The following is a 20550-nucleotide window of genomic DNA, read 5'->3' as shown; positions in this document are numbered from 1 at the left end:
TTTTTATTTTTCAGTTAAGATTTTCAGCTCTTGCTTAACCTTATACAGCAGGAACAACAAGAAAGCGATATTCACAAGTAGAAATGGTGCAATGAAATCTTGTAAAAGCAAAGCGATTACGATCCAGCCTACAAAATAAAGAACATTTTTACTGATAAAAGGCAGATAATTATGTTCTTTTTTTGTGTAAATGATCATATTGATCAGTGTCCCACCTAAGAAACAAATCAGGCTAAGTGCCAAACACAAAATGAAAAACAACGGTTGAAGTCTGTCGTTAATATAATTTTCATACAAAACGATCGACAGTTCCAGTCCTGCAAAAACAAAGTAATGGGAATGAATCAATATCAGCCCTGCCGTTGTCTTTTGATGATCGATCCCTGATTTGTAAATTGTATGATAAAAGAGGAACAGTACAACTATCAATAAAAAGAACAGTACACTACTAATCCGAATATCATCAAATAAAATCGTACCAGCAACTGCGATCACTGCTTCACCAAACAATAATAAGGTAAACAGGCTATAACGTTCTGTCAAATGCTCAAAATTAGTTGGAAACTCAAGCAACGTCTTTTTAGTTATAATCGGGGAAAAAAGCAGTAATCAAAATCGAAACAGCGTATACCGAAAAACGAATCATGTAGTTCCCAAAAGGAATAATCGAGATAAATCCAATCACACCGCTCACAACAAGCACTGTCGCTAGCTGAATACATAATTTTTTGATCATTTCATTGTCCGTATTTTTCATTTTCAGATAATACTGCAAAGCAATGCTAAAGAATAAAATAGAAGTTGCTCCTGCAAAGGTAAAATGTGTTTTCTCAAAATCACTGCTGATTGCTTGCGTCAAAACAATAACCCAAAACATATCAAAAAATAGAAACAACGCACTAATTTTATTTTTAATCGAAAAACGATTAGCAAAAACCGTCTGATACGTCCAAATCGTCCAAAATACAAGCGTTAACATCAAAAATTCTCCGAGGCTTTTGAAAGACAACCTGTGATCTGCGCCGACAAATAGAATAGATGCAATTCTGCTGATTGCATAAGCAAATATCAAATCATAAAACAATTCAAATTCAGTAACTTCTTTTCTTAGTACCTGCATTTGATCACTTCCATTCTGATTGATACGTTCTTTTGTTCTTTTTTATTATAATCTTGATTCAGTGATTAATACAAAAATAGTAACCTTTTTACTCAAAAAAAACGGTTAAGGAACAGAGTTGCCACTGCTTCTTAACCATTACTGCTCATTTATTCAACAATCTCTGCCCCTAAGGAATGCTTAAAATGAGACAACGCCCATTCATGTCCTACAGGATCAAAACTTGCTACTGCTTGTTTATGAATAAAAATTTGATACCCTAAATTATACGCATCTACCGCTGTATGTAAAACACAAATGTCTGTACATACGCCGGATAAATGAAGTTCTGTAATCCCTCGTTCTCGTAAACGAATATCAAGGTCTGTACCGCTAAACGCTGAATAATGACGTTTATCGATCCAATAAACATTCGCTTGATCCTGACTTTTTTCATAAACATCCGCAAGCTCTCCATACAAATTCCGTCCTGTTGTGTCTTTCAGATTGTGAGGAGGAAAAAGCTTATTTTCAGGATGATACGGATCTTCTTTTTCATGACGATCAATGGCATAAACAACAAAGTCATTATTTTCTGTAAATGTTTTTGTCAATTTTACCAGCGCCTTTTCAATTGCCTGTCCTGCTGCACCAGTTGTTAATGCTCCATCGTCAGCTACAAAATCATTAGTATAATCAATCGAAATTAGTGCTTTCATCCTTATCCCTCCTACTTAAACAAGATGCTCTACAAAATGGATGACCATCTGAGCTGATTTTTCGCCAGCTTCTTCGATAAACTCATCAAAGGTTTGTGAAGCTTCGTGATCAGCAGTATCACTGATTGCTCGAACAACTAGAAAAGGAATATTAAATTGTGCCGCAGCCTGAGCAATTGATGCGCCTTCCATCTCACAAGCTAATGCTTCTGGAAAATCATGAAGGATTTTTTGAACTTTTTCTTTATCATTGACAAAGGAATCGCCAGTCACGATCAAGCCGTGCTGAACAGACATACCAGTGTTTTCCGCTGCTTTTTTCATTTCTAATTTTAAGTATTCACTGCACTCGTAATATAAAGGCATCCCTGGTAATTGTCCTGGAGCATAGCCGAATCCTGTTACGTCAACATCGAAATACGCTAGCTTATCGGAAATAACAACATCGCCAACTTTTAGTCCGCTGCCGATCCCGCCTGCTGATCCTGTATTAATTACCATATTTACTCCATATTGATGAATCAGTAAGGTTGTTGTTACTGCCGATAGGACTTTTCCAATCCCAGAACGTACAACGATTACTTCATGACGACCTAAAGAACCCGAAACAAACAGTGCCCCAGCCCGCTCCCAAGATCTAGTGTCCGATAATTTTTCTTTTAAAATTTTTACTTCTTGATCCATTGCTCCGATGATTCCAATTTTCATGCTGTTTCCTCTTTTCTATAAATTCAATACAATGAATATTACGATAGCCAATAAAATTGCCACTACAATGATCGCTTTTGTCAATGTACTGCTGCGTTCACGAATTTTCGTTTGCTCATTCGAACGGCTTTTGGTGATTTCTTTTTGCTTTTTATGTTCTTTTCGATAAAAATTGGAGATTTCTTTTTCTTTTTTACGGTACTCTTTATCTGCTGCTTTTTGCTGCTGTTCAAGCTGTTTTTGCGCTTCTTTTTCAGCCTCTTCCTTTCGTCTCCGTAATTCTGTCCGAGTGACCAGCGGACCTTTACTCATTGTTTCTCCTCCTTTAGTTGCTGCAATTCCCAGTATTGCACAGCAAAAATCGTTTTTGCATCACAAATCAATCCGCTGGCGATCTCGGCTTTTGCCTCAGCTAATGTTAATGTATATAATTCTATCACTTCATCGTCATCTAAAGGACGAGGATTCGGAACTTTTTCTAGGTCTTCAGCAAAATAAATATGAAGAAGTTCATTAGCAAAACCAGGAGAAACATACATCGATGCAACAAATGAAAACTTATTTGCTCGATAACCAGTTTCTTCTTCCAATTCTCTCTCTGCTGTTTCCTTAGGATTATTCTGTTCACCAGGATCGATCTTTCCAGCAGGAATTTCTAATGTAACTTTTTCCAGAGGCTTACGAAATTGTTTGACCATGATCAACTTGTTGTCTGCTGTGATCGGAATCACTGCTACTGCACCTGGATGAAAAACTAATTCTCGTGTACTTGTACCTCCGTCAGGCAGCTGCACATCATCCACAACAACATCAATAATATGACCTTTAAAAATCTCTTTTCTGGAAATCGTTTTTTCTTCAAATTCTTCAAAATTCATCATACTGTTCACCAATCTTTCTATCGATATCATACCTTAATTTTGAAATTTTATCACTTATCGCTCTTTTTGTGAATGCTTTCTCACCACTAATTACTGATTTCTACATCATTCGTGCGATTTATTAATAATAAATTAACTTCTTTCATTTCATAAATCAATTATACCAATAAATACGCTGAACAAAATACTTTTTCATTTTTTTCATCTTCTCATAAAAAAATGAGTGGGATATAACTCTTCGAGTCATATCCCACTCACGTGAAATCTAGATAAATGATAGTAAAGAATACTACGATTTGAAGCAAATTCAATTTTACAGTTCTGTTAATGATTTCATCAGCTTGATCATATCGGCTTCATTAACGTCTTTTTTACTATCCAAAGTCCAACTGATACATTGTAGATAATGGTCTTCACTTTCCATCAAATCATAAATATAATACACATCTACCTCATCTTTTTTTGCGGTAAACTTCCGGCGTTCGCCTTTCATACTATTGTATTTGATCGATTCTTTTTTTTCATTTGATCTATCACCTAAATCGGAAATATCAACAGAATTTTTAAATGCATTAAAATCTTTAAAGTCTTTTTTCGCTTCGCTTAGTACCATATAATAAGTTTCATTATTCGAGTTTTTAACACTAATATCAGCGTTATCACTTAATTCTTTTGTATCGACTGTTTGCCAGCCGGACGGAAGCTCTAATTTAAAATCGCCATTGTTGGTTTTTATGACCTCAACTTTGCCTTTGCTTTCATCGCTTGATTCAGTTGTTGTTTCAGTTGCCGGCTGTTGTTCGTCTACTGACTCACTTGTGTCAGATGAATCCCGCGGCTCGTAGAAAACTTCATCGCCCTCGAAAGAAATAGATTCTTCCACACTTGAACTCGATTGATCTCTATAGGCATCTTCTATTTCCTCTACTTCTGCTTTTCGACCCGTACAGCCGACGATGAGAAGACCTAAGAGGAAAATAGGAATAACTTTCATATTTTTCAAAATGCTTCTCCTTTAACTCAAATCATTATCTACCATTATACCTTACGTTTTGGTTTTTTTCTCAGATTTCTTTTGACTTTTTTGTGAACAAAAATTAGCCATCTACAACTTAAGTAGTAAAAATCGTCAATTTCGCTTGTCATTTCTTACATTTTTTCTAAATATTAAAATCCTTCTTTGGACTGATATTCTTTATCTAGTAGAATGTGCTAAAATAACTTATATAGCGGAGGATAATTACTTTCGATGGAATAAATGATTGGAGGGAACTAGAATGGGAAAAAGAAAACTTATTAAAATAATCGCCTACTTAATTTTAGCTGGTTTAGTTCTACGTTTTATTACCGGCATACATTTTCCTTTTGTGATTGTTGCTTTGGTGATACTGCTCGTACTGCTTTTCACTGGACCTAAGAAAAAGAACGGCAAAAACGAAGAACAGCTTCCTAGCTTAACAAAAGCTAAAGAAGAACATTACTCAAAACTTGGTATGACAGATCAGGAAATCAATTTTTTCCGTGACACTATGAATACAACAAAAAATCAAATCGTAAAGCTGCAGGAAAATATGAACGCTTCTACTAAACTAAGAGCGATCGATTTACGGAATGATACATTGCGTGTTTCAAAAGCCTTGTTTAAAGAATTGGTCAAAGAGCCAAAGAAACTACATTTGGCAAATCATTTTCTTTATACTCACCTGCCTAACTTAGTGGATCTAACTGGCAAATATTTAGAAATCGATGATCACGAAATCAAAAACAAGCAGACTTATGAAAAACTAGAAGAAAGTGCGCAAATCATCGACCAAGTCTCTAAATTAATCAAAAAAGACTACGAACAATTTGTAGCTGATGATTTAGAAGACTTAGATATTGAGATTTCCGTTGCTAAAAACAGCTTGAAAAGAGATAATGAACATAGTGAAGATCCAGACTAGAAAGAATTACTGCACTATGTAAGCTCGCTTAACGTTTAGAGGAGGAAACTGTATGGAAGATAAGCCAAAAGATGTGACACCTGTCAATGATACTTTAGATGATTTATTAAATAATCCGTTCTCAACACCTGTTGATTCATTGACTGCTACCCAACAAAGTGAAATTTCTGCTTTACAGGATCAGCAAGTTGCTGCCCGTTTAGTAGATAAATTGCCGGAGGAACGTCAAGTTCAGGCACGAGAACTAGCAGCAAAAATCGATGTTCAAGATGCACAAGCCGTGATTACATACGGCGCTGCAGCGCAAACAAAACTAGGAGAATTCTCTCAATCGATGTTGAACCACGTACAAGCGCAAGACATTGGTCCAGTCGGCGATTCGCTAACTGATTTGATGTACCGTTTAAATGAGGCAAATCCTGATGAATTGCGTGCTGGTGAAGGAAATATTTTCCAAAAGATGTTCGGTAAAGTAAAACAATCGATTTTTGAAATTACTGCAAAATATCAAAAGATCGGTGCTCAAATCGACAAAATCGCAATCAAATTAGAAAAAGAAAAAAATGGTCTTTTAAAAGATAACTTAATGCTGGAACAGCTGTATAACAAAAATAAAGACTATTTTGATGCATTGAACATTTATATTGCTGCTGGTGAATTAAAGATCGAAGAATTACAAACGACGATTATTCCTGAAGCAATGAAGAAAGCCGAAGATTCCGGTGATCAAATGGATGTTCAAATCGCTAATGATTATACTCAATTTTTAGATCGTTTAGACAAACGAACACATGATTTACGTTTAGCACGTCAAATCACGATCCAACAAGCACCACAGATTCGTTTGATCCAAAATACCAACCAAGCACTGGCTGAAAAAATCCAAGCATCTATCAATACTGCTATTCCGCTTTGGAAAAACCAAGTTGTTATTGCCTTGACTCTATTACGTCAAAAAGATGCTGTAACAGCTCAACGACAAGTTTCTGAAACAACGAATGATCTATTGAAGAAAAATTCTGAGATGTTGAAGATTTCAGCAATTGAAACTGCGAAAGAAAACGAACGTGGAATTGTTGATATCGAAACACTTCAAAAAACTCAAAATGATCTTGTCGAAACGATTCAAGAAACGCTACGTATTCAGCAAGAAGGAAAAGAAAAACGCCGAGCTGCTGAAATTGAATTAGGTCATATGGAAGAAGATTTAAAAACAAAATTATTAGAATTGACACAATAAAAAAAACACCATTAGGTATCTGTTACAGATGCTTAATGGTGTTTTTTACCCTAAAAATAATTTATGTTCGACATATGGCATAAAATCAGGAACGTAATACATTCCTTCGATTTCAAGTAGTTTTTCCTTATGTTTCGGTTGTTCAACTACTCATTCGAAAAATGAGGTAAAACACATCTGTCTCCCTCATCTTGGAGACTAAATAAATGGTAGAAGACATCCCTAAAAATACTTTGATCACCTCAAAGACCGTTATCGAACCAAATACGGTGAAAGAATTTCAAAAAAAGAAATAAATGTAAAACTTAATAATGACACAACTAGCTCGAATATGCGCACATTCACTCATAATGATTTAAACCAATCGATGCACGAAAACTCTCAATCCGATTGTGTCAAGTTTGAGTTCCTTATTGTTTTCATGATTTTCTACTTATTTTTTAAAATAGATACTTTCATGGTTAACACATTTAGGATTAAACCTTTGTTTACAATTCGGGCATAGTCCTTCCTTTTTGTATTGCTCGTAGTTCATTTCATACTGGCATGTACCGCAAAGAATTACTTTGGCTTCTTTATCACTTGTGACAGGCCATGGAGCAAATAAATGAGTTTCTTTTTCATCATGACAACGATAGCAAGCATAATACGTTAGACACTTGTAGCATTTATTAGCAACAACATCATATTCAGAATGATAATGCGTGCATCTGCCTTGTTGATCAATAATACATCCAGCGATATCTTTCATCTATGTTCACTTCTCTTGAAAACAGCACTTGCGATTCTCTTAGCAATAAAAACCGTTAGAAACGCTTTGATCGTATCTCCAGGTATAAAAGTGACGCTTGCTAGTAAACTCTTTGAAAGTGAAAGATCTGAAAGGAGACTCACACCTACAGCTCCAAAAAAATCAATTAGTAAAGCACCAAAAAGAAAGGTAATCACAAATCCATATATTAAGTTTTGGTTGTTTGGATTGAATTTTTCATTTAACCAGCCAATCAAGAACGTCGCAAAAGGATAGGCAAAAAGATAACCTGCTGTGATACCCAAAAATACTGTTAAACCTCCTCGCCCGCCAGCTAAAATTGGGAAACCTATCGCCGCAAGGACCAAAAATAGCAATGTTGCGATCGTCCCATTTTTTTTACCTAAAAGCAAACCGCTCAACATAAACCCAGCATTTTGAATAACGATTGGAACAGGTAAAAGAGTAATCGGGATTGGCGGAAAAAATCCTAATACAATAATAATACTGATCATAATTGCAATTTGCGTAATATCTCTCGTTTTCATAACTTCTCTCCAAACATTAAGTGGTAGTTGTATATTTAAAATACTATCAACCGCCTCTTTTGTCAACCTTTACAAAAATAAGGTTAACCATCTTCGAGATAATCACTTTAACTAGCCGAACAAATCGTATGGTTGTTCTTTTATCTTTTCTAACAAATGCTGATCGATTATACCTGCAGTGAGTTGCTCGATCTGAAAAAATAGTACTGGATCTTCTTGTTCATCCATAACTTGATTCATTTTATCTTTTTTGCGGAAGGTCAATGGCGGCAGTCCAAACTTTTCTTTAAAAGACTGGTTAAAAGCTCTCAAGCTGGGAAAACCATTATCTAAAGCAACGTCCATGATTTTATCAGTACTGGATTTCAGCTGACAAGCACTATGAAACAAGCGAACCTCTTTTAGATAATGATAAATAGAAAACCCAAAATACTTTCTAAACTTATGGGAAATGATGTATTTATCTGTGATAAAATGTTCCGCTAAATGCTTTAAAGAAATATCGGTTGTATAATGTTTGTTAATATAATCTAAAACATCCTCACACTTACTGCATTCTGTTGTCTTTTTCGACAAGGATTTTTCACTAAATAAAATTTGATGTCTTAACATTATGGCTACTAACGACTGATGATTTTTTGGAAGAACCAGACCTTTGACGACTTCTTCATGCGCCTTTTTGTCGACTACTGATAAAGGGTGTATTTGCTTGAAACGGTAACAATCTTTCCCCTTAGTATTCGGCGGTGACTGTGCAATCAATACGCTGTTAGAGCCACTTGATAAAAAACTCACCAGCTCATTTTCATTCAAAACATACACATCTCCAATGTTTAGCACCACGTACTGATCCAATGTAATCAGCTCTACCCGACCAAACAGAACAAATAGAATTTTTAATGTCTTATTAAAGTGAAAACCGGTTTCTTTTATTTTCGTGATCTTAAGAGAGTCAATATCTTTTTTAACCTGTTGTTGATGACGCACTTTATTCGCCCCTTTACATTTTAATACCATTTTTTGTCGTTCTAGAAAATAATACGCATTATTTTCTATGTTTCATTTCACCTATTCATTTATCCTAACTATTTCTTTTGAAATCACTAGACTTTAGTTGTTTTTCTTGTTGATAATGATACAATAAAGTAAAAAGTACTTTTATCTAATGTAGAGGGGATGAACAATTTGGTGCAATTTAATTCAAAGGAAGAAGAAAAACACTATTATGAACAACAAGCCAGTGAAGCTGAATTCTTAAATTGGTATCAACAACAAGAACTTCCTGAATATGAAAAACCTTCTCTGACTGTAGATATTGTTTTAATGTGCTATAACAAAGAAGAAGATCAATTAAAGATATTACTGATTAAAAGAAAAGGTCATCCTTATAGAAATTCATGGGCGTTACCTGGAGGCTTTGTGAATCGAAACGAGTCTACTGGGGAAAGTGTTTTACGTGAGACCACAGAAGAAACCGGCGTTGTTATCTCTAAAGATAATATTGAGCAGCTTCATAGTTTCAGTACACCGAATCGTGATCCACGCGGCTGGGTCGTTACTGTAAGCTATTTGGCTTTTATTGGAGAAGAACCTTTGATCGCTGGTGATGATGCCAAAGAAGTTCGCTGGTTTACCATGGAACGCAAAGACGATATTCTTTCCTTAACGAACGGCAGTGTAGAAATCATTTTAGATTTAAAAACAGGTGCTTCAACAGGAAAAGATACTCTTGCGTTTGACCATAGTGAAATTATTTTAAAGGCCTTCAACCGAGTAGCAAATAAAATGGAGCATGATCCTCAAGTACTTCAAGTATTAGGAAAAGATTTTACAATTACCGAGGCACGCAAAGTTTTTGCAAAATTCTCCGGCGTCGATTATAAAACGATCGATCATTCCAACTTCAAAAAGGCGATGCTCCATCATTTTGAAGAAATTGGCGAACGACCGGTAGGAATTGGCCGACCATCGAAAATTTATCAATTAAAACCTGATAAAACCTGAAAATTCTTATACTCAATCCTAATAATTTTACTAGAGAAAGGCTAAATAAATGACGATTTATTTAAGATATGCACAACACGATGATTTACCTGAGCTTCTGCAGATCATTAGCAGTGCCAGACAGTTGCTGGCAGAACAGCAAATCCCTCAATGGCAAAAGGGTGAAGGACCTAATGAAGAACAATTAACACATGATATAGCTCTCAGTCAATGTTATGTATTGATCATTGACCAAAAGGTTGCAGGTCTGGGCGTGATCTCGACTGACCAAGAACCGCCATATGAAAACATCAAAAATGGGCACTGGCAGCATTTGACTGATTCTTATGCCGTCATTCATCGCGTTGCTCTTAACCCTATTTACCAAGGAAAAGGAACCGCTTTGACATTAATGAATTTTTTGATTACCGCTGCTCGATTGAACGGTCACCTCGATATTCGAATCGATACTCATCCTAAAAATGTACGAATGCAGCGACTAATAAAAAAAGCTGGCTTTTCCTATCGAGGGGATTTACTACTACCTATACCGGATGGTGAACGTTTAGCGTATCAATTAGTTTTGACCTAAGAGAAAAGGAAATAATTCCTTTTTTTCTTGCGTGATTCACCTTCTTTAAGATTCACAAAACTTGAACAAACAAAAAAGAGCCCAAAATAAAACTGAAAATCAGTTTTGTTTTGGGCTCTAAATCCGAATAAACGATGGGAGCAGAAGCAATTCCGACCCACCCTTCATTATGCGGTTATTTCATGATTTCTTTTGCAATGAAACTTGAATATTTCACTTGTCCATCAACATTGGGATGGACACGATCTTCATAAAACCACTCATCGTGAGCGTTACTATAACCGTACCAATCGATCACAGTTAAATTCTTGTATTTCTTTTTCATATTTTCCAGCATCGTATTGACCTCATTCTGCCATCTACGTGTAGGAACGCGAACATTGATCCAATAAACATTTCTTTTGGAACCAATCGCTGCCATAAATTCATCAAACTGCGCCTCAGTAAAAGAGCCATTCGTCCCAAGCCCAACTAAAACATTTTCTTTTAACAATTTATCTTTATCCAATTTTTGAATAGCTGGCGCACTTTCGTATAATTGTCTTCCCACTTCACCGTCAACAATTAATTTCGGAAAAATATCTTGTAAGCCAGCAGCAGCATCTAATATCACTGAATCACCAAAGGCAGTGATTTCCATCGTCTTCGCCTTTTTGAGCTCTTCAGCGTTTAAATCAACATTTATTTCTGGCGGTGCTGTTGATTGTTCTGTAGAGTCAGCTGTCTTTCCTTCATTCTTGGCTTTTTCTGCTTCTTTTCGCTCTTCTGCTTTCTTTTTATTTTCTTCAATCGTCTTTTGTAATTGCTGTTGATCAGCAGTCACTTCATTAGACGGCGCAATCGCTAAAGCATATACAGCAAAAACAGAAACAATCGTGCAAAATACTGCTGTGATTTTAGCCGTTGTAACCCAAGGCTTTTTGAAAAAATCTTTGATTGCAAACCAAGTATACTGGTAATAAAATTTGCCCAGCGGCTTTTCTATATACCTATAAGAAAGTTCACTAATCCCCAGAATCAACGCAAGCTCTATGATTGAATGCAGCAAAACATGATCGCTTAAGTTTGTGATCTTTGCTTCATAAAAAATCATAACAGGAAATTGATAAAGATAAATACCGTAACTCCTTTTACCGATCCAAGTAAATACTGGATTAGTCAGCCAGCGGTTCATATCTGCTCCAGGATGAGCTGTCACAGCAACTAAGATTGTTGCAAAAATACTAACGATGAACATACCACCATAATAGACAAAGGAAAAGCGATCTGCCAAAAATAAAAATGAGAGCAAGAGTACAATCAACGAAGCAATCCCTACGCCATTTAATAGATTCCTTGCCTTCGCTGGAACTTCTTCTTTCAAACGATAGGTTGGCCAAACGAACGCCAAGCCACTGCCAAGTAAAATAGAAAACAATCGTGTATCTGTACCATAATAAACCCTTGTAGGATCTGCTCCTGGCGTGTATAAAAATGCCATCAATAGTCCAGAAATAATAGCGGTACCCATGATCAATCCAAATATTTTCCCGCTGTGTTTTACGTATTTCTTTAATGCAATAAATAACAACGGCCAAACCAGATAATTCTGTGCTTCAACTGCAAGCGACCAAATATGAGTGAACGGTGACTGTGTTGCAAAACGATCAAAATAAGAAAAGCCTTTAAAAATCTGCCACCAGTTGTTATAGTACAAAACGCTGCTGGCAAAAACGCTGCGTAAATTATTTAGTAAGTCTTTTTGAAAAAAGACAATGTAAGCTGATGATAATACCAACATCGTGAGTAGCCCCGGGTAAAGTCGTTTCATACGCCGAATATAAAACCCCTTTACATCGATTGTTTCATTTTGAAGCCACTCCTGCCTCAGCAAGTCGGTAATCAAATAGCCTGAAACAGCAAAAAAAATAGGGACACCCAAATAGCCCCCATGCATTATATTTGGGAACAAGTGATAAAGAATCACGCCGATAACCGCTATTGTCCGAATCCCATCAAATCCGGTAATATAACGGCGATTTTCTAACCTTTTATTAATATTCATTTATATTCCAACTTTACTAATATTCTATTTTGGTATTTCGAGTAATTTTAACAAAGAGACATGATTTTAAAACGGACGAATGATAGAAAATATAAGTCGTGTTTGATCCAAAAGGAGATCGAATGAAGTGAAAAAAATTTTCTATCTGGCTCATGCTCATTGACAGTCGATGTTTTTGACTGATTTAATGTAGTAAGTTAAATATACGTGCTTTCTCAATAAATGGCAAGGACTCTCTCTCCAATTTTGCGCTTTTTTAACTAATTTTTAGATATTTATTTTTGTAAAGAAAAATTGACTCGTTTATCAAGATACTTTCTGAAAAATAGTTTCAATTTCCAATTTATTTTAGTTTCATATTTTTTGATATTGATGAAAAATAACGTGCTACTTTTTTAAGATAAAATAAAATAAAAAAACATTACCTGAAACTTTTATAGACGTTTAATGCTTTAAGATATAAGCACTGTCTTTAACAAATTTATACCGAATGAAAGATACTAAAAATTGAACGGAGGTTGGTGTAAACCATTCTTCTTCAAGCTAGTTTGGTTCAACTTTTTTTCCATTAGAACTAACTATTCTGATGTCACCTTTTTCCTTGTCCTTTATTTTCGAAGGAGTTACTTTTATACTACTACTTCTTTGGATTTTAAAAAGTGAAGATATGACTCGTAGTATACGATCTTTGCCTTGCTTTATTTTTAAGGCTAATCACTACGATTGAAAGACTATCACTCTTTAGCTACTATTCATTTTCAAAGAAAAAAATTGGACAATAGACTCGCTCTTTCGATAGTCTACTATCCAATAACATAGCTTTCATTGAGTTGTTGGTCATGGACCTACTTCAAGTGTCCAGATTATTTTGGTACTATAATATCTATTTGAATAGATGCTTCCTGGAAAAACGGCTAAAGTAATTTTTTTATCTTCTAAAAAATCAATTGTCGTATTTCCAAGTTCAGCACTAGAATTAGTGTATACCTCTGTTGTACTTTGCTCATTGATGACTTTCTCGATCCATTTCCCATCTGAGTCTTTCTCTTGAAAAATGAGTTCTCCTCCAAGTTTATCCCCTTCATCTGTACTGATTGGTCGATCTAATTGAGTCGTTAAACGCCAATTGCTTGTTGAAAAACGTGAATCATTTACAGAAATTTTTACTGTTTCTTCTGGTTTAATGACCTGTTTTTTAGCTCGGATCGTCTGCGTACCAAAAGATAGTTCATTCGGTAATTGATCAAATGCTAGTTCTCCATTTGTGAATGTCACCGTTACATCTTTTCTTAAATTTCCAAGAAGCATGCCGATTGTATAGGTTCCTGGTTTTTTCTGAAGCGTTGGTACATTGATTCTTACCTGATCAATCGCATCTTTCCCAGTTGTGAGATCCCAAGCCTTTAATTTACTGTGTTTAATTAAAAATGCTCGTTTTTCTGCATTTGTATCTGGATAAGCTGAAGCTGGAACAGTGAAATCTTGAGCATTCACCAGATAATTTTCGTCAATAACTGTTTGATTATCTTTAATAACGATGGGAACCGCTAAAACGGTTTTATTGTTTGCCTTATCTGTCAAAGTGACTTCAGCACTTACATAGCCTACGTTAGAGATATCCGGCTCTTTAGTCAACTGAATCGTTACATCATTAACACCAGCATTATCAGAAATCTTCGTTATCAACTTGTTCACTTCAGGTAATGTCGACCCAAGATTCAAGATTTGTTTTACAGGTTCCGCAGTAGGCGGCAGCGTATCTGCCACCATTTGCTTAGCGGAAGCTTCACTAACATTTCCCGCCTGATCTGTAGCTGTAACATAATAATTTGTATATGGTTTCAAGGTTCTTTTTGCTTCTGGAATCGTTATTGTATAACGTCCCTGCGTATCCGTTCGACCAGAAAACACTACATTTTTAGACGATTCCTCGTAGACCTTGACTGTTGAATCCTTTTCAGCGCTACCGGAAAAAGTAGTACTTACATCTTTTAGCTTATCCAGTGTCGGTTGGTTTGGTGGTACCGTGTCTTTTACAGTGAATTTAAATTGCGCTGTTTTACCGTTCAGCATACTTACGATCGTCACAACTTCTCCGGTTTTAAAATAGCTTCCCTTAGGTAGTTGATAGTTAAAGTTTCCATTTTTATCGGCTTGAAGAAGGTATTTTTTTTGATCTCCCTCTACCTCAGATGAAAGCGTGCCTGCTGGAAATGAGCGGTTATCACTTACTAGAGATAAAAATGTATATGGATCCGTTTTCCCACTAATAATATAACTGGGTTCATTATCAGGATTATTTTCTAAAGGAACGATAGATAAATTCATTTTAATTTTATCCAACAAAGTTTGCGCCAGTGTCAATCCAGAATTTACTCTATCATAATCTGATTTATCTAGTGCACTCTTATAAGCTGAAAAATCTTTTTTCAACGCATCAATCTTTTGTTGTGTTGTGCTGTATTTAAGCTGCGTTCTCGAAGCATCAGTAAAAAGCTCATCTACTTCACTTATAAGATCTAACACATCACCTGTAATATCAATTAGCTGAATATTTTCATATCTACCCGTTGCAGGTTTATAAGCAACATTGTCTAACCCCAAACTAAAAAAAACAGTCATTGAATCTGCTTTGGATTTAAAATTTTTGCTAATATTAAAATTAACATTTCTTTCGGGATAATAACTTCCCCATAGTCCTAACTGATCTGTATAAAAGTGTACCCAACCACCACTACTATAAACGAAGTTCCCTTGAAAACTATATTGATAATATCTACCAGTAACCAAATCTACTTTTTGCGTTGCGCCAATCTGCCTTGCTTTTACAACACTCGTTCCAGGAAAGTTAGCATCACCCACCGTACTATAAAAAAATAAACCTCCGGTGTCCGATCGTACACCCGTTCCCCAACCATTAATTGATTTACTAGTACCTGTCGGCAAGAATTCATTGTTCGTAATTTTCAAAGTATCAGGACCAATGATTGTATTACTAGAACTATAGATACGTTCTGAATAGGCCGGATTCCACTTATCTGTTAAAATCAAGTTGTTTTTTTTCGGTAAAGGCTCTGCTTTGATTGGTTGCTGCGTACTATTTTTAGTTAATTGAACAATCCCAGCAAGTCCGATTACTGTTACTGTGAACAAAATAAAATTTTTGTAGTTTTTTTTCATTTTTATCTCCTTTTATTTTCCTATATATAATAATAAAATAAATAAAAGAAGCATTACACTCTTATTTTGAACGGTTTTCTAGTCACATTTGGATAATTTTTTATCTATCAAGGAAATGAACAACAAAAAAAGAGAGGCTGAATCAAAACAAACGATCTGTTTTGATAGGCTCTCTACTAGGTAAGAAAAGGCACCCCCTTCTTATTATTAGGGAGTATAGTCTATTGTCTTTACTTTTTTTATATAAATCGAGTATTTTCTCAATTACATTTGATCATTACTAAAATTTAAACTAGTAATGCATATAAGGAAGGATTATCACTCAAATCAATATATTTAGGATCAAATTGAGCCATTTTATCGAGCAAATTGGGCAATTCTTCCTTATTCTTCAATAAAATCCCTAAAACGACTGGACCTGTCCCACGATTGACTTTTTTTGTATACTCAAAACGAGTAATATCGTCATCTGGCCCTAAAATATCCGTCACGAACTCTCGTAACGCTCCTGGACGCTGAGGAAAATTAATGACAAAATAATGTTTAAGTCCTTCAAAAATCAAAGAGCGTTCTTCGATTTCCTCCATACGATTAATATCATTATTACCGCCGCTGATAATACAGACCACATTTTTTCCGCGGATTTCGTCTTTCATTAGTTCCAGTGCCGAAACACTCAACGCTCCCGCCGGTTCCACAACAATTGCCTGTTTTGTGTATAATTCTAAAATTGTTGAACAGACTTGCCCTTCATCAACCGCCAACAGTTCATCGACGTACGCAAGCGTCTGTTCATAGGTTAAGTTTCCGACTTGCTTGACCGCTGCTCCGTCTACAAACTTTTCTACACTATCCAACATCACGGGTCTTCCTTCATCAAAAGCTGCCCGCATCGATTGCGCCCCAAGTGGTTCGACACCAATTACTGCTGTGGTCGGACTGATGCTTTTAGTATAGGTAGAAACACCACTCACTAAACCGCCACCGCCGATTGCTGCTAACAAATAATCCACCTGAAATTCAGACTCTTGGGCTTCCTGAAATACTTCAACTGCCACTGTTCCTTGACCCGCCATGATATTTAAATCATTAAAGGGATCAATGAATGCTTGATGATGTATCTCAGCGTATTCTTTGGCAGCCTTAGCAGATGCATCAAAGGTATCTCCAATTAATTGGACCGTTACTTCATCTCCACCAAAAAACTTCACTTGAGAAATCTTTTGCTGCGGTGTAGTTGTTGGCATAAAAATAGTTGCGGCAACATTCATTTCATGACATGTAAAGGCCACTCCTTGCGCATGATTTCCTGCACTGGCACAGACAACACCATTTTTCAACACTTCATGTGGCGTTTGTTTAATCGCATAATAAGCTCCTCTTAATTTGAATGAACGAACCTTCTGTAAATCTTCTCTTTTTAAATAAACATTGCACTGGTATTTTTGAGACAAATACATATCGTACTGTAACGGTGTTTTTGTTACTACCTTTTTTAATGTAGCATATGCTTGTTCAACGTCTGCTTTTGTTAGTTTTGACAAATTCTCCCCACCTTTGTTCTGTAAATAAAAGAGACTGAGATAGAAGCATTTTGCTAGTCTCTCAGCCTCTTATTCGTTTTCTATTTTAGTCTTCTCTTGAAACAAAAGGCATCATTTTACGTAACTCTGCTCCAACTTTCTCGATTGGATGTCCCGCATTATCTTTACGCATTTGATTGAATTCCTTGAAGCCGTTTTTATTGTCATCGATAAAGCCCTTCGCAAATTTACCATTTTGGATATCTGTAAGAACTTCTTTCATATTGGCTTTCGCTTCAGCTGTTACAACACGTGGTCCTGAAACATAGTCTCCATACTCCGCAGTGTTTGAGATAGAATTACGCATTTTCTCAAATCCTCCTTCATAAATAAGATCTACGATTAGTTTTAATTCATGACAAACTTCAAAATAAGCTAGCTCGGGTTGATACCCAGCTTCTGTCAATGTTTCAAAACCAGCTTCGATCAAGCTTGTCAAACCACCACATAGCACTGCCTGTTCACCAAATAGATCAGTTTCTGTTTCTTCTTTAAAGGTTGTTTCCAATACACCAACACGTGTTGCACCGATTCCTTTAGCATATGATAATGCTACGTCACTTGCGTTGCCAGAAGCGTCTTGATAAACAGCAAATAGTGCTGGTACAGCAAAGCCTTCTGTAAAGGTACGACGAACAAGATGACCAGGTCCTTTAGGAGCAACTAGGAATACATCGACATCTTTTGGTGGTGCGATTACCTCAAAATGAATATTGAAGCCATGACCGAACGCTAACGCATTGCCTGCTTCTAAATTTGGTGCAATTTCTTTGTCGTAAAGATCTCCTTGGATTTCATCTGGTGCCAAGATCATCACAACGTCTGCTTGTTTAGATGCTTCTGCAACTGGGAATACATCAAAGCCGTCATTACGGGCAGCTTCTGCTGATTTTCCTTCACGAATGCCGATGATCACTTGATTGCCGTTATCACGCAAGTTTTGTGCATGGGCATGTCCCTGTGAACCGTAGCCGATGATTGCGATTGTTTTTCCTTCTAATTGATTGTTTTCTACTGAATGATCATAATATACTTTTGCCATGTTTGAACCCTCCAAATTTTTTATGCTTATAAGCGTATGCTTTAAACCCTTTTTTAATGATTGCCCCTTGTAAATCCTGTCACGCCTGTTCGTGCTAACTGCTTGATGCCGTACGGTGCAACGACATCGACAAATGCGCTGATTTTTTCACTAGTACCTGTAACTTGAATCACGACAGAACGAGTCCCTACATCAATAACGTTTGCTCGAAATGGATCGATCACTGAAAATAATTCTGCTCGTGCGGCAGCTGGTGCGTTGACCTTGACCAATGCTAGTTCTCGTTCCAAATGAGCGTCATCTGTAATATCTGAGACTTTGATCACGTCAATTTGTTTATTTAATTGTTTCGTGACTTGTTCGATTTCATTTAAATCGGCGACTTGGACAACGATCGTGATTCTCGAAACATTTTCCTGTTCTGTTGGACCGACAGAAATGCTGTCGATGTTCACTTGTCTACGTGTCAATACACCACTAAAACGATTCAACACACCAGAATTATTGTTGACAGTTGCTGTAATAATTCGTCTCATTTTACTCCACCCCCAGCATCTGATAGTTGGCTTTGCCAGCTGGAACCATTGGTAATACGTGTTCTGTTGGTGATACCATCACTTCAATCAGTACAGGTCCAGTTTCTTTAAAAATAGTTGTCAAATCGTTCTCCAAGGTTGTAGGATCATCGATTCTAACCCCTTTGATATGATAGGCTTCTGCCATTTTTACAAAATCAGGCTGACTAGAAAAAACAGATTCTGACCGACGTCCGTTGAAAAAGCTTTCTTGCCACTGACGAACCATTCCTAATGATTGATTATTTAAAATCACGATTTTGATTGGAATATTATATTCATTTAAAATAGCTAATTCTTGGTTCGTCATTTGAAATCCGCCATCACCAACAAAGAGAACCACTTCTTTATCCGGACAACCTAATTTTGCCCCAATAGCCGCAGGCACACCATACCCCATCGTTCCTAATCCACCGCTAGTCACAAGCTGCTTTTCGTTTTTAAATGGATAAAATTGAGCGGCCCACATTTGATGCTGTCCCACATCTGTCGCAATAATTGCTTCCCCTTGTGTTAATTCACCAATGAACTCAATTACTTTTTGCGGCTTGATCTCTGCCTGTTGCTCTTTATCATAATGAAATGGGTGCCGTTTTTTTCTTGTAAGGTTGAGCTTGTTCCAATCGCTCCATTCTGTACCAGCTATATCAATTGCCAGCATCTCTTTCAACGTTTCTTTAGCATCAGCAACGATCGGTATATCCGTTTCAATAATCTTGCCGATCTCAGCTGGATCAATGTCTATATGAGCAATCAACGCATTAGAAGCGAATTCTTTTGGTGCACTAGCAAGTCTATCATCAAAACGTGAACCAATATTTATCAGTAAATCACAGTCAGTCAATGCCATATTTGCAGCGAATGACCCATGCATACCGCCCATTCCTAAAAATAATTCCTGTTCTGTCGGTACCGCACCTAAGCCAAGTAATGAGCTCAATGCCGGCACTTGATATTTGGTAATGAATTCAACTAATTCTTTACCTGCATTTGCATGTAAAACACCAGCTCCAACTAATACGAGTGGTTTTTTCGCCACTGATAGTGCCTCCATTAGTTTTTTTACCTGAAGCTTGTTCGGCTTGATCGTCGGCTGATAGCTTGGTAAATGAAGTTTCACCTCAGTATCAGCAGCGGCCTCCATCACGGTCATGTCCTTTGGCAGATCGATGACAACAGGTCCTTTTCTACCAGTTGTGGCAATGTGAAAAGCCTCTTCGATGATTCGTGGAAGCTCTTTAGTATCTCGAACTTGATAATTGTTTTTAGTGATTGGCATCGTCAGACCGATGACATCTGCTTCTTGAAATGCATCTTTTCCAATACCATCTGTGACAACCTGTCCTGTAAAAACGATCATTGGAATTGAATCACTCATCGCATCAGCAATTCCAGTAAGGGCGTTTGTCGCCCCTGGACCACTAGTAACAACAACTACACCTGGTTTTCCAGTCGCTTTTGCATAGCCTTCAGCAGCGTGAACTGCCCCTTGTTCATGTCTTGTCAAAATATGTGGAATATCTCCATCATATAATGCGTCATAGAGAGGAAGGACAGCTCCGCCTGGATAGCCAAAAATCATATCAACCTTTTGTTTCAACAACGCATCAATCAAAATCCTTGAACCACTTTTCATTTTTTTCTGTTGTTCCACCATGAACT

Annotated in this window: 20 protein-coding genes; 4 read left to right on the top strand and 16 right to left on the bottom strand. The window is 36.6% G+C overall.

What is annotated here, in order from left to right:
- Nucleotides 1–3: 3 nt before the first annotated feature.
- From BCR25_RS20835 to BCR25_RS11435, 7 genes are all read right to left on the bottom strand, one after another.
- Nucleotides 4–543: a low temperature requirement protein A gene (locus BCR25_RS20835; RefSeq protein WP_282956786.1), complete on the bottom strand. Its 540-nt coding sequence runs from the start codon at nucleotides 541–543 to the stop codon at nucleotides 4–6.
- Between the two features lie 37 nt (nucleotides 544–580).
- Complete coding sequence (locus BCR25_RS20830; RefSeq protein WP_245792138.1) at nucleotides 581–1120, bottom strand: low temperature requirement protein A; 540 nt, start codon at nucleotides 1118–1120, stop codon at nucleotides 581–583.
- A 149-nt stretch (nucleotides 1121–1269) separates the two neighbouring features.
- A complete protein-coding gene (locus BCR25_RS11455; protein WP_069663737.1) occupies nucleotides 1270–1818 on the bottom strand; it encodes a cysteine hydrolase family protein in 549 nt (182 codons plus the stop codon).
- Nucleotides 1819–1833: 15 nt separating this feature from the next.
- Nucleotides 1834–2526: a 5'-methylthioadenosine/adenosylhomocysteine nucleosidase gene (locus BCR25_RS11450; RefSeq protein WP_069663736.1), complete on the bottom strand. Its 693-nt coding sequence runs from the start codon at nucleotides 2524–2526 to the stop codon at nucleotides 1834–1836.
- Between the two features lie 15 nt (nucleotides 2527–2541).
- Nucleotides 2542–2838, bottom strand: coding sequence for a cell wall synthase accessory phosphoprotein MacP (gene macP, locus BCR25_RS11445; RefSeq protein WP_069663735.1), 297 nt, complete (start codon nucleotides 2836–2838; stop codon nucleotides 2542–2544).
- The gene (locus tag BCR25_RS11440; RefSeq protein ID WP_069663734.1) at nucleotides 2835–3407 is read right to left on the bottom strand and encodes an NUDIX domain-containing protein; all 573 of its coding nucleotides are present in this window, start codon (nucleotides 3405–3407) and stop codon (nucleotides 2835–2837) included. The genes macP and BCR25_RS11440 overlap by 4 nt, the downstream gene beginning before the upstream one ends.
- A 313-nt stretch (nucleotides 3408–3720) precedes the next feature.
- A complete protein-coding gene (locus tag BCR25_RS11435) occupies nucleotides 3721–4401 on the bottom strand; it encodes a hypothetical protein (RefSeq protein WP_245792148.1) in 681 nt (226 codons plus the stop codon).
- Nucleotides 4402–4684: 283 nt separating this feature from the next.
- On the opposite strand from BCR25_RS11435, the gene BCR25_RS11430 reads away from it, so the two are divergent.
- Entirely contained in the window at nucleotides 4685–5350 is a 666-nt protein-coding gene (locus BCR25_RS11430) for a 5-bromo-4-chloroindolyl phosphate hydrolysis family protein (RefSeq protein WP_069663732.1), read from the top strand.
- A gap of 52 nt (nucleotides 5351–5402) precedes the next feature.
- A complete protein-coding gene (locus BCR25_RS11425) occupies nucleotides 5403–6590 on the top strand; it encodes a toxic anion resistance protein (protein WP_069663731.1) in 1188 nt (395 codons plus the stop codon).
- 433 nt (nucleotides 6591–7023) lie between these two features.
- On the opposite strand, the gene BCR25_RS11420 is transcribed toward BCR25_RS11425, so the two are convergent.
- From BCR25_RS11420 to BCR25_RS11410, 3 genes are all read right to left on the bottom strand, one after another.
- The gene (locus BCR25_RS11420) at nucleotides 7024–7341 is read right to left on the bottom strand and encodes a CHY zinc finger protein (RefSeq protein WP_069663730.1); all 318 of its coding nucleotides are present in this window, start codon (nucleotides 7339–7341) and stop codon (nucleotides 7024–7026) included.
- The gene (locus BCR25_RS11415; protein ID WP_069663729.1) at nucleotides 7338–7889 is read right to left on the bottom strand and encodes a biotin transporter BioY; all 552 of its coding nucleotides are present in this window, start codon (nucleotides 7887–7889) and stop codon (nucleotides 7338–7340) included. The genes BCR25_RS11420 and BCR25_RS11415 overlap by 4 nt, the downstream gene beginning before the upstream one ends.
- 111 nt (nucleotides 7890–8000) lie before the next feature.
- A complete protein-coding gene (locus tag BCR25_RS11410) occupies nucleotides 8001–8876 on the bottom strand; it encodes a helix-turn-helix domain-containing protein (protein WP_069663728.1) in 876 nt (291 codons plus the stop codon).
- A gap of 198 nt (nucleotides 8877–9074) precedes the next feature.
- On the opposite strand from BCR25_RS11410, the gene BCR25_RS11405 reads away from it, so the two are divergent.
- The gene (locus BCR25_RS11405) at nucleotides 9075–9893 is read left to right on the top strand and encodes an NUDIX domain-containing protein (RefSeq protein WP_069663727.1); all 819 of its coding nucleotides are present in this window, start codon (nucleotides 9075–9077) and stop codon (nucleotides 9891–9893) included.
- Between the two features lie 49 nt (nucleotides 9894–9942).
- A complete protein-coding gene (locus BCR25_RS11400) occupies nucleotides 9943–10464 on the top strand; it encodes a GNAT family N-acetyltransferase (RefSeq protein WP_069663726.1) in 522 nt (173 codons plus the stop codon).
- Between the two features lie 175 nt (nucleotides 10465–10639).
- On the opposite strand, the gene BCR25_RS11395 is transcribed toward BCR25_RS11400, so the two are convergent.
- The 6 genes from BCR25_RS11395 to ilvB form a co-directional block, all read right to left on the bottom strand.
- Nucleotides 10640–12508, bottom strand: coding sequence for an acyltransferase family protein (locus BCR25_RS11395; protein WP_069663725.1), 1869 nt, complete (start codon nucleotides 12506–12508; stop codon nucleotides 10640–10642).
- Nucleotides 12509–13345: 837 nt separating this feature from the next.
- Nucleotides 13346–15688, bottom strand: coding sequence for an Ig-like domain-containing protein (locus BCR25_RS11390; RefSeq protein ID WP_069663724.1), 2343 nt, complete (start codon nucleotides 15686–15688; stop codon nucleotides 13346–13348).
- 287 nt (nucleotides 15689–15975) lie between these two features.
- On the bottom strand, nucleotides 15976–17232 hold the full coding sequence (gene ilvA, locus BCR25_RS11385) for a threonine ammonia-lyase IlvA (protein WP_069663723.1): 1257 nt from the start codon (nucleotides 17230–17232) through the stop codon (nucleotides 15976–15978).
- Nucleotides 17233–17317: 85 nt separating this feature from the next.
- On the bottom strand, nucleotides 17318–18313 hold the full coding sequence (ilvC, locus tag BCR25_RS11380) for a ketol-acid reductoisomerase (protein ID WP_069663722.1): 996 nt from the start codon (nucleotides 18311–18313) through the stop codon (nucleotides 17318–17320).
- 53 nt (nucleotides 18314–18366) lie between these two features.
- Nucleotides 18367–18849 (bottom strand): acetolactate synthase small subunit, encoded by a 483-nt coding sequence (gene ilvN, locus BCR25_RS11375; RefSeq protein ID WP_069663721.1) that lies wholly within the window; start codon nucleotides 18847–18849, stop codon nucleotides 18367–18369.
- Between the two features lies 1 nt (nucleotide 18850).
- Nucleotides 18851–20545: a biosynthetic-type acetolactate synthase large subunit gene (gene ilvB, locus BCR25_RS11370; RefSeq protein ID WP_069663720.1), complete on the bottom strand. Its 1695-nt coding sequence runs from the start codon at nucleotides 20543–20545 to the stop codon at nucleotides 18851–18853.
- Nucleotides 20546–20550: the final 5 nt, after the last annotated feature.

Source organism: Enterococcus termitis (assembly GCF_001730305.1).
GTDB classification, from domain to species: Bacteria; Bacillota; Bacilli; order Lactobacillales; family Enterococcaceae; genus Enterococcus_L; species Enterococcus_L termitis.
This window is presented reverse-complemented; position numbering and strand designations above follow the sequence as displayed.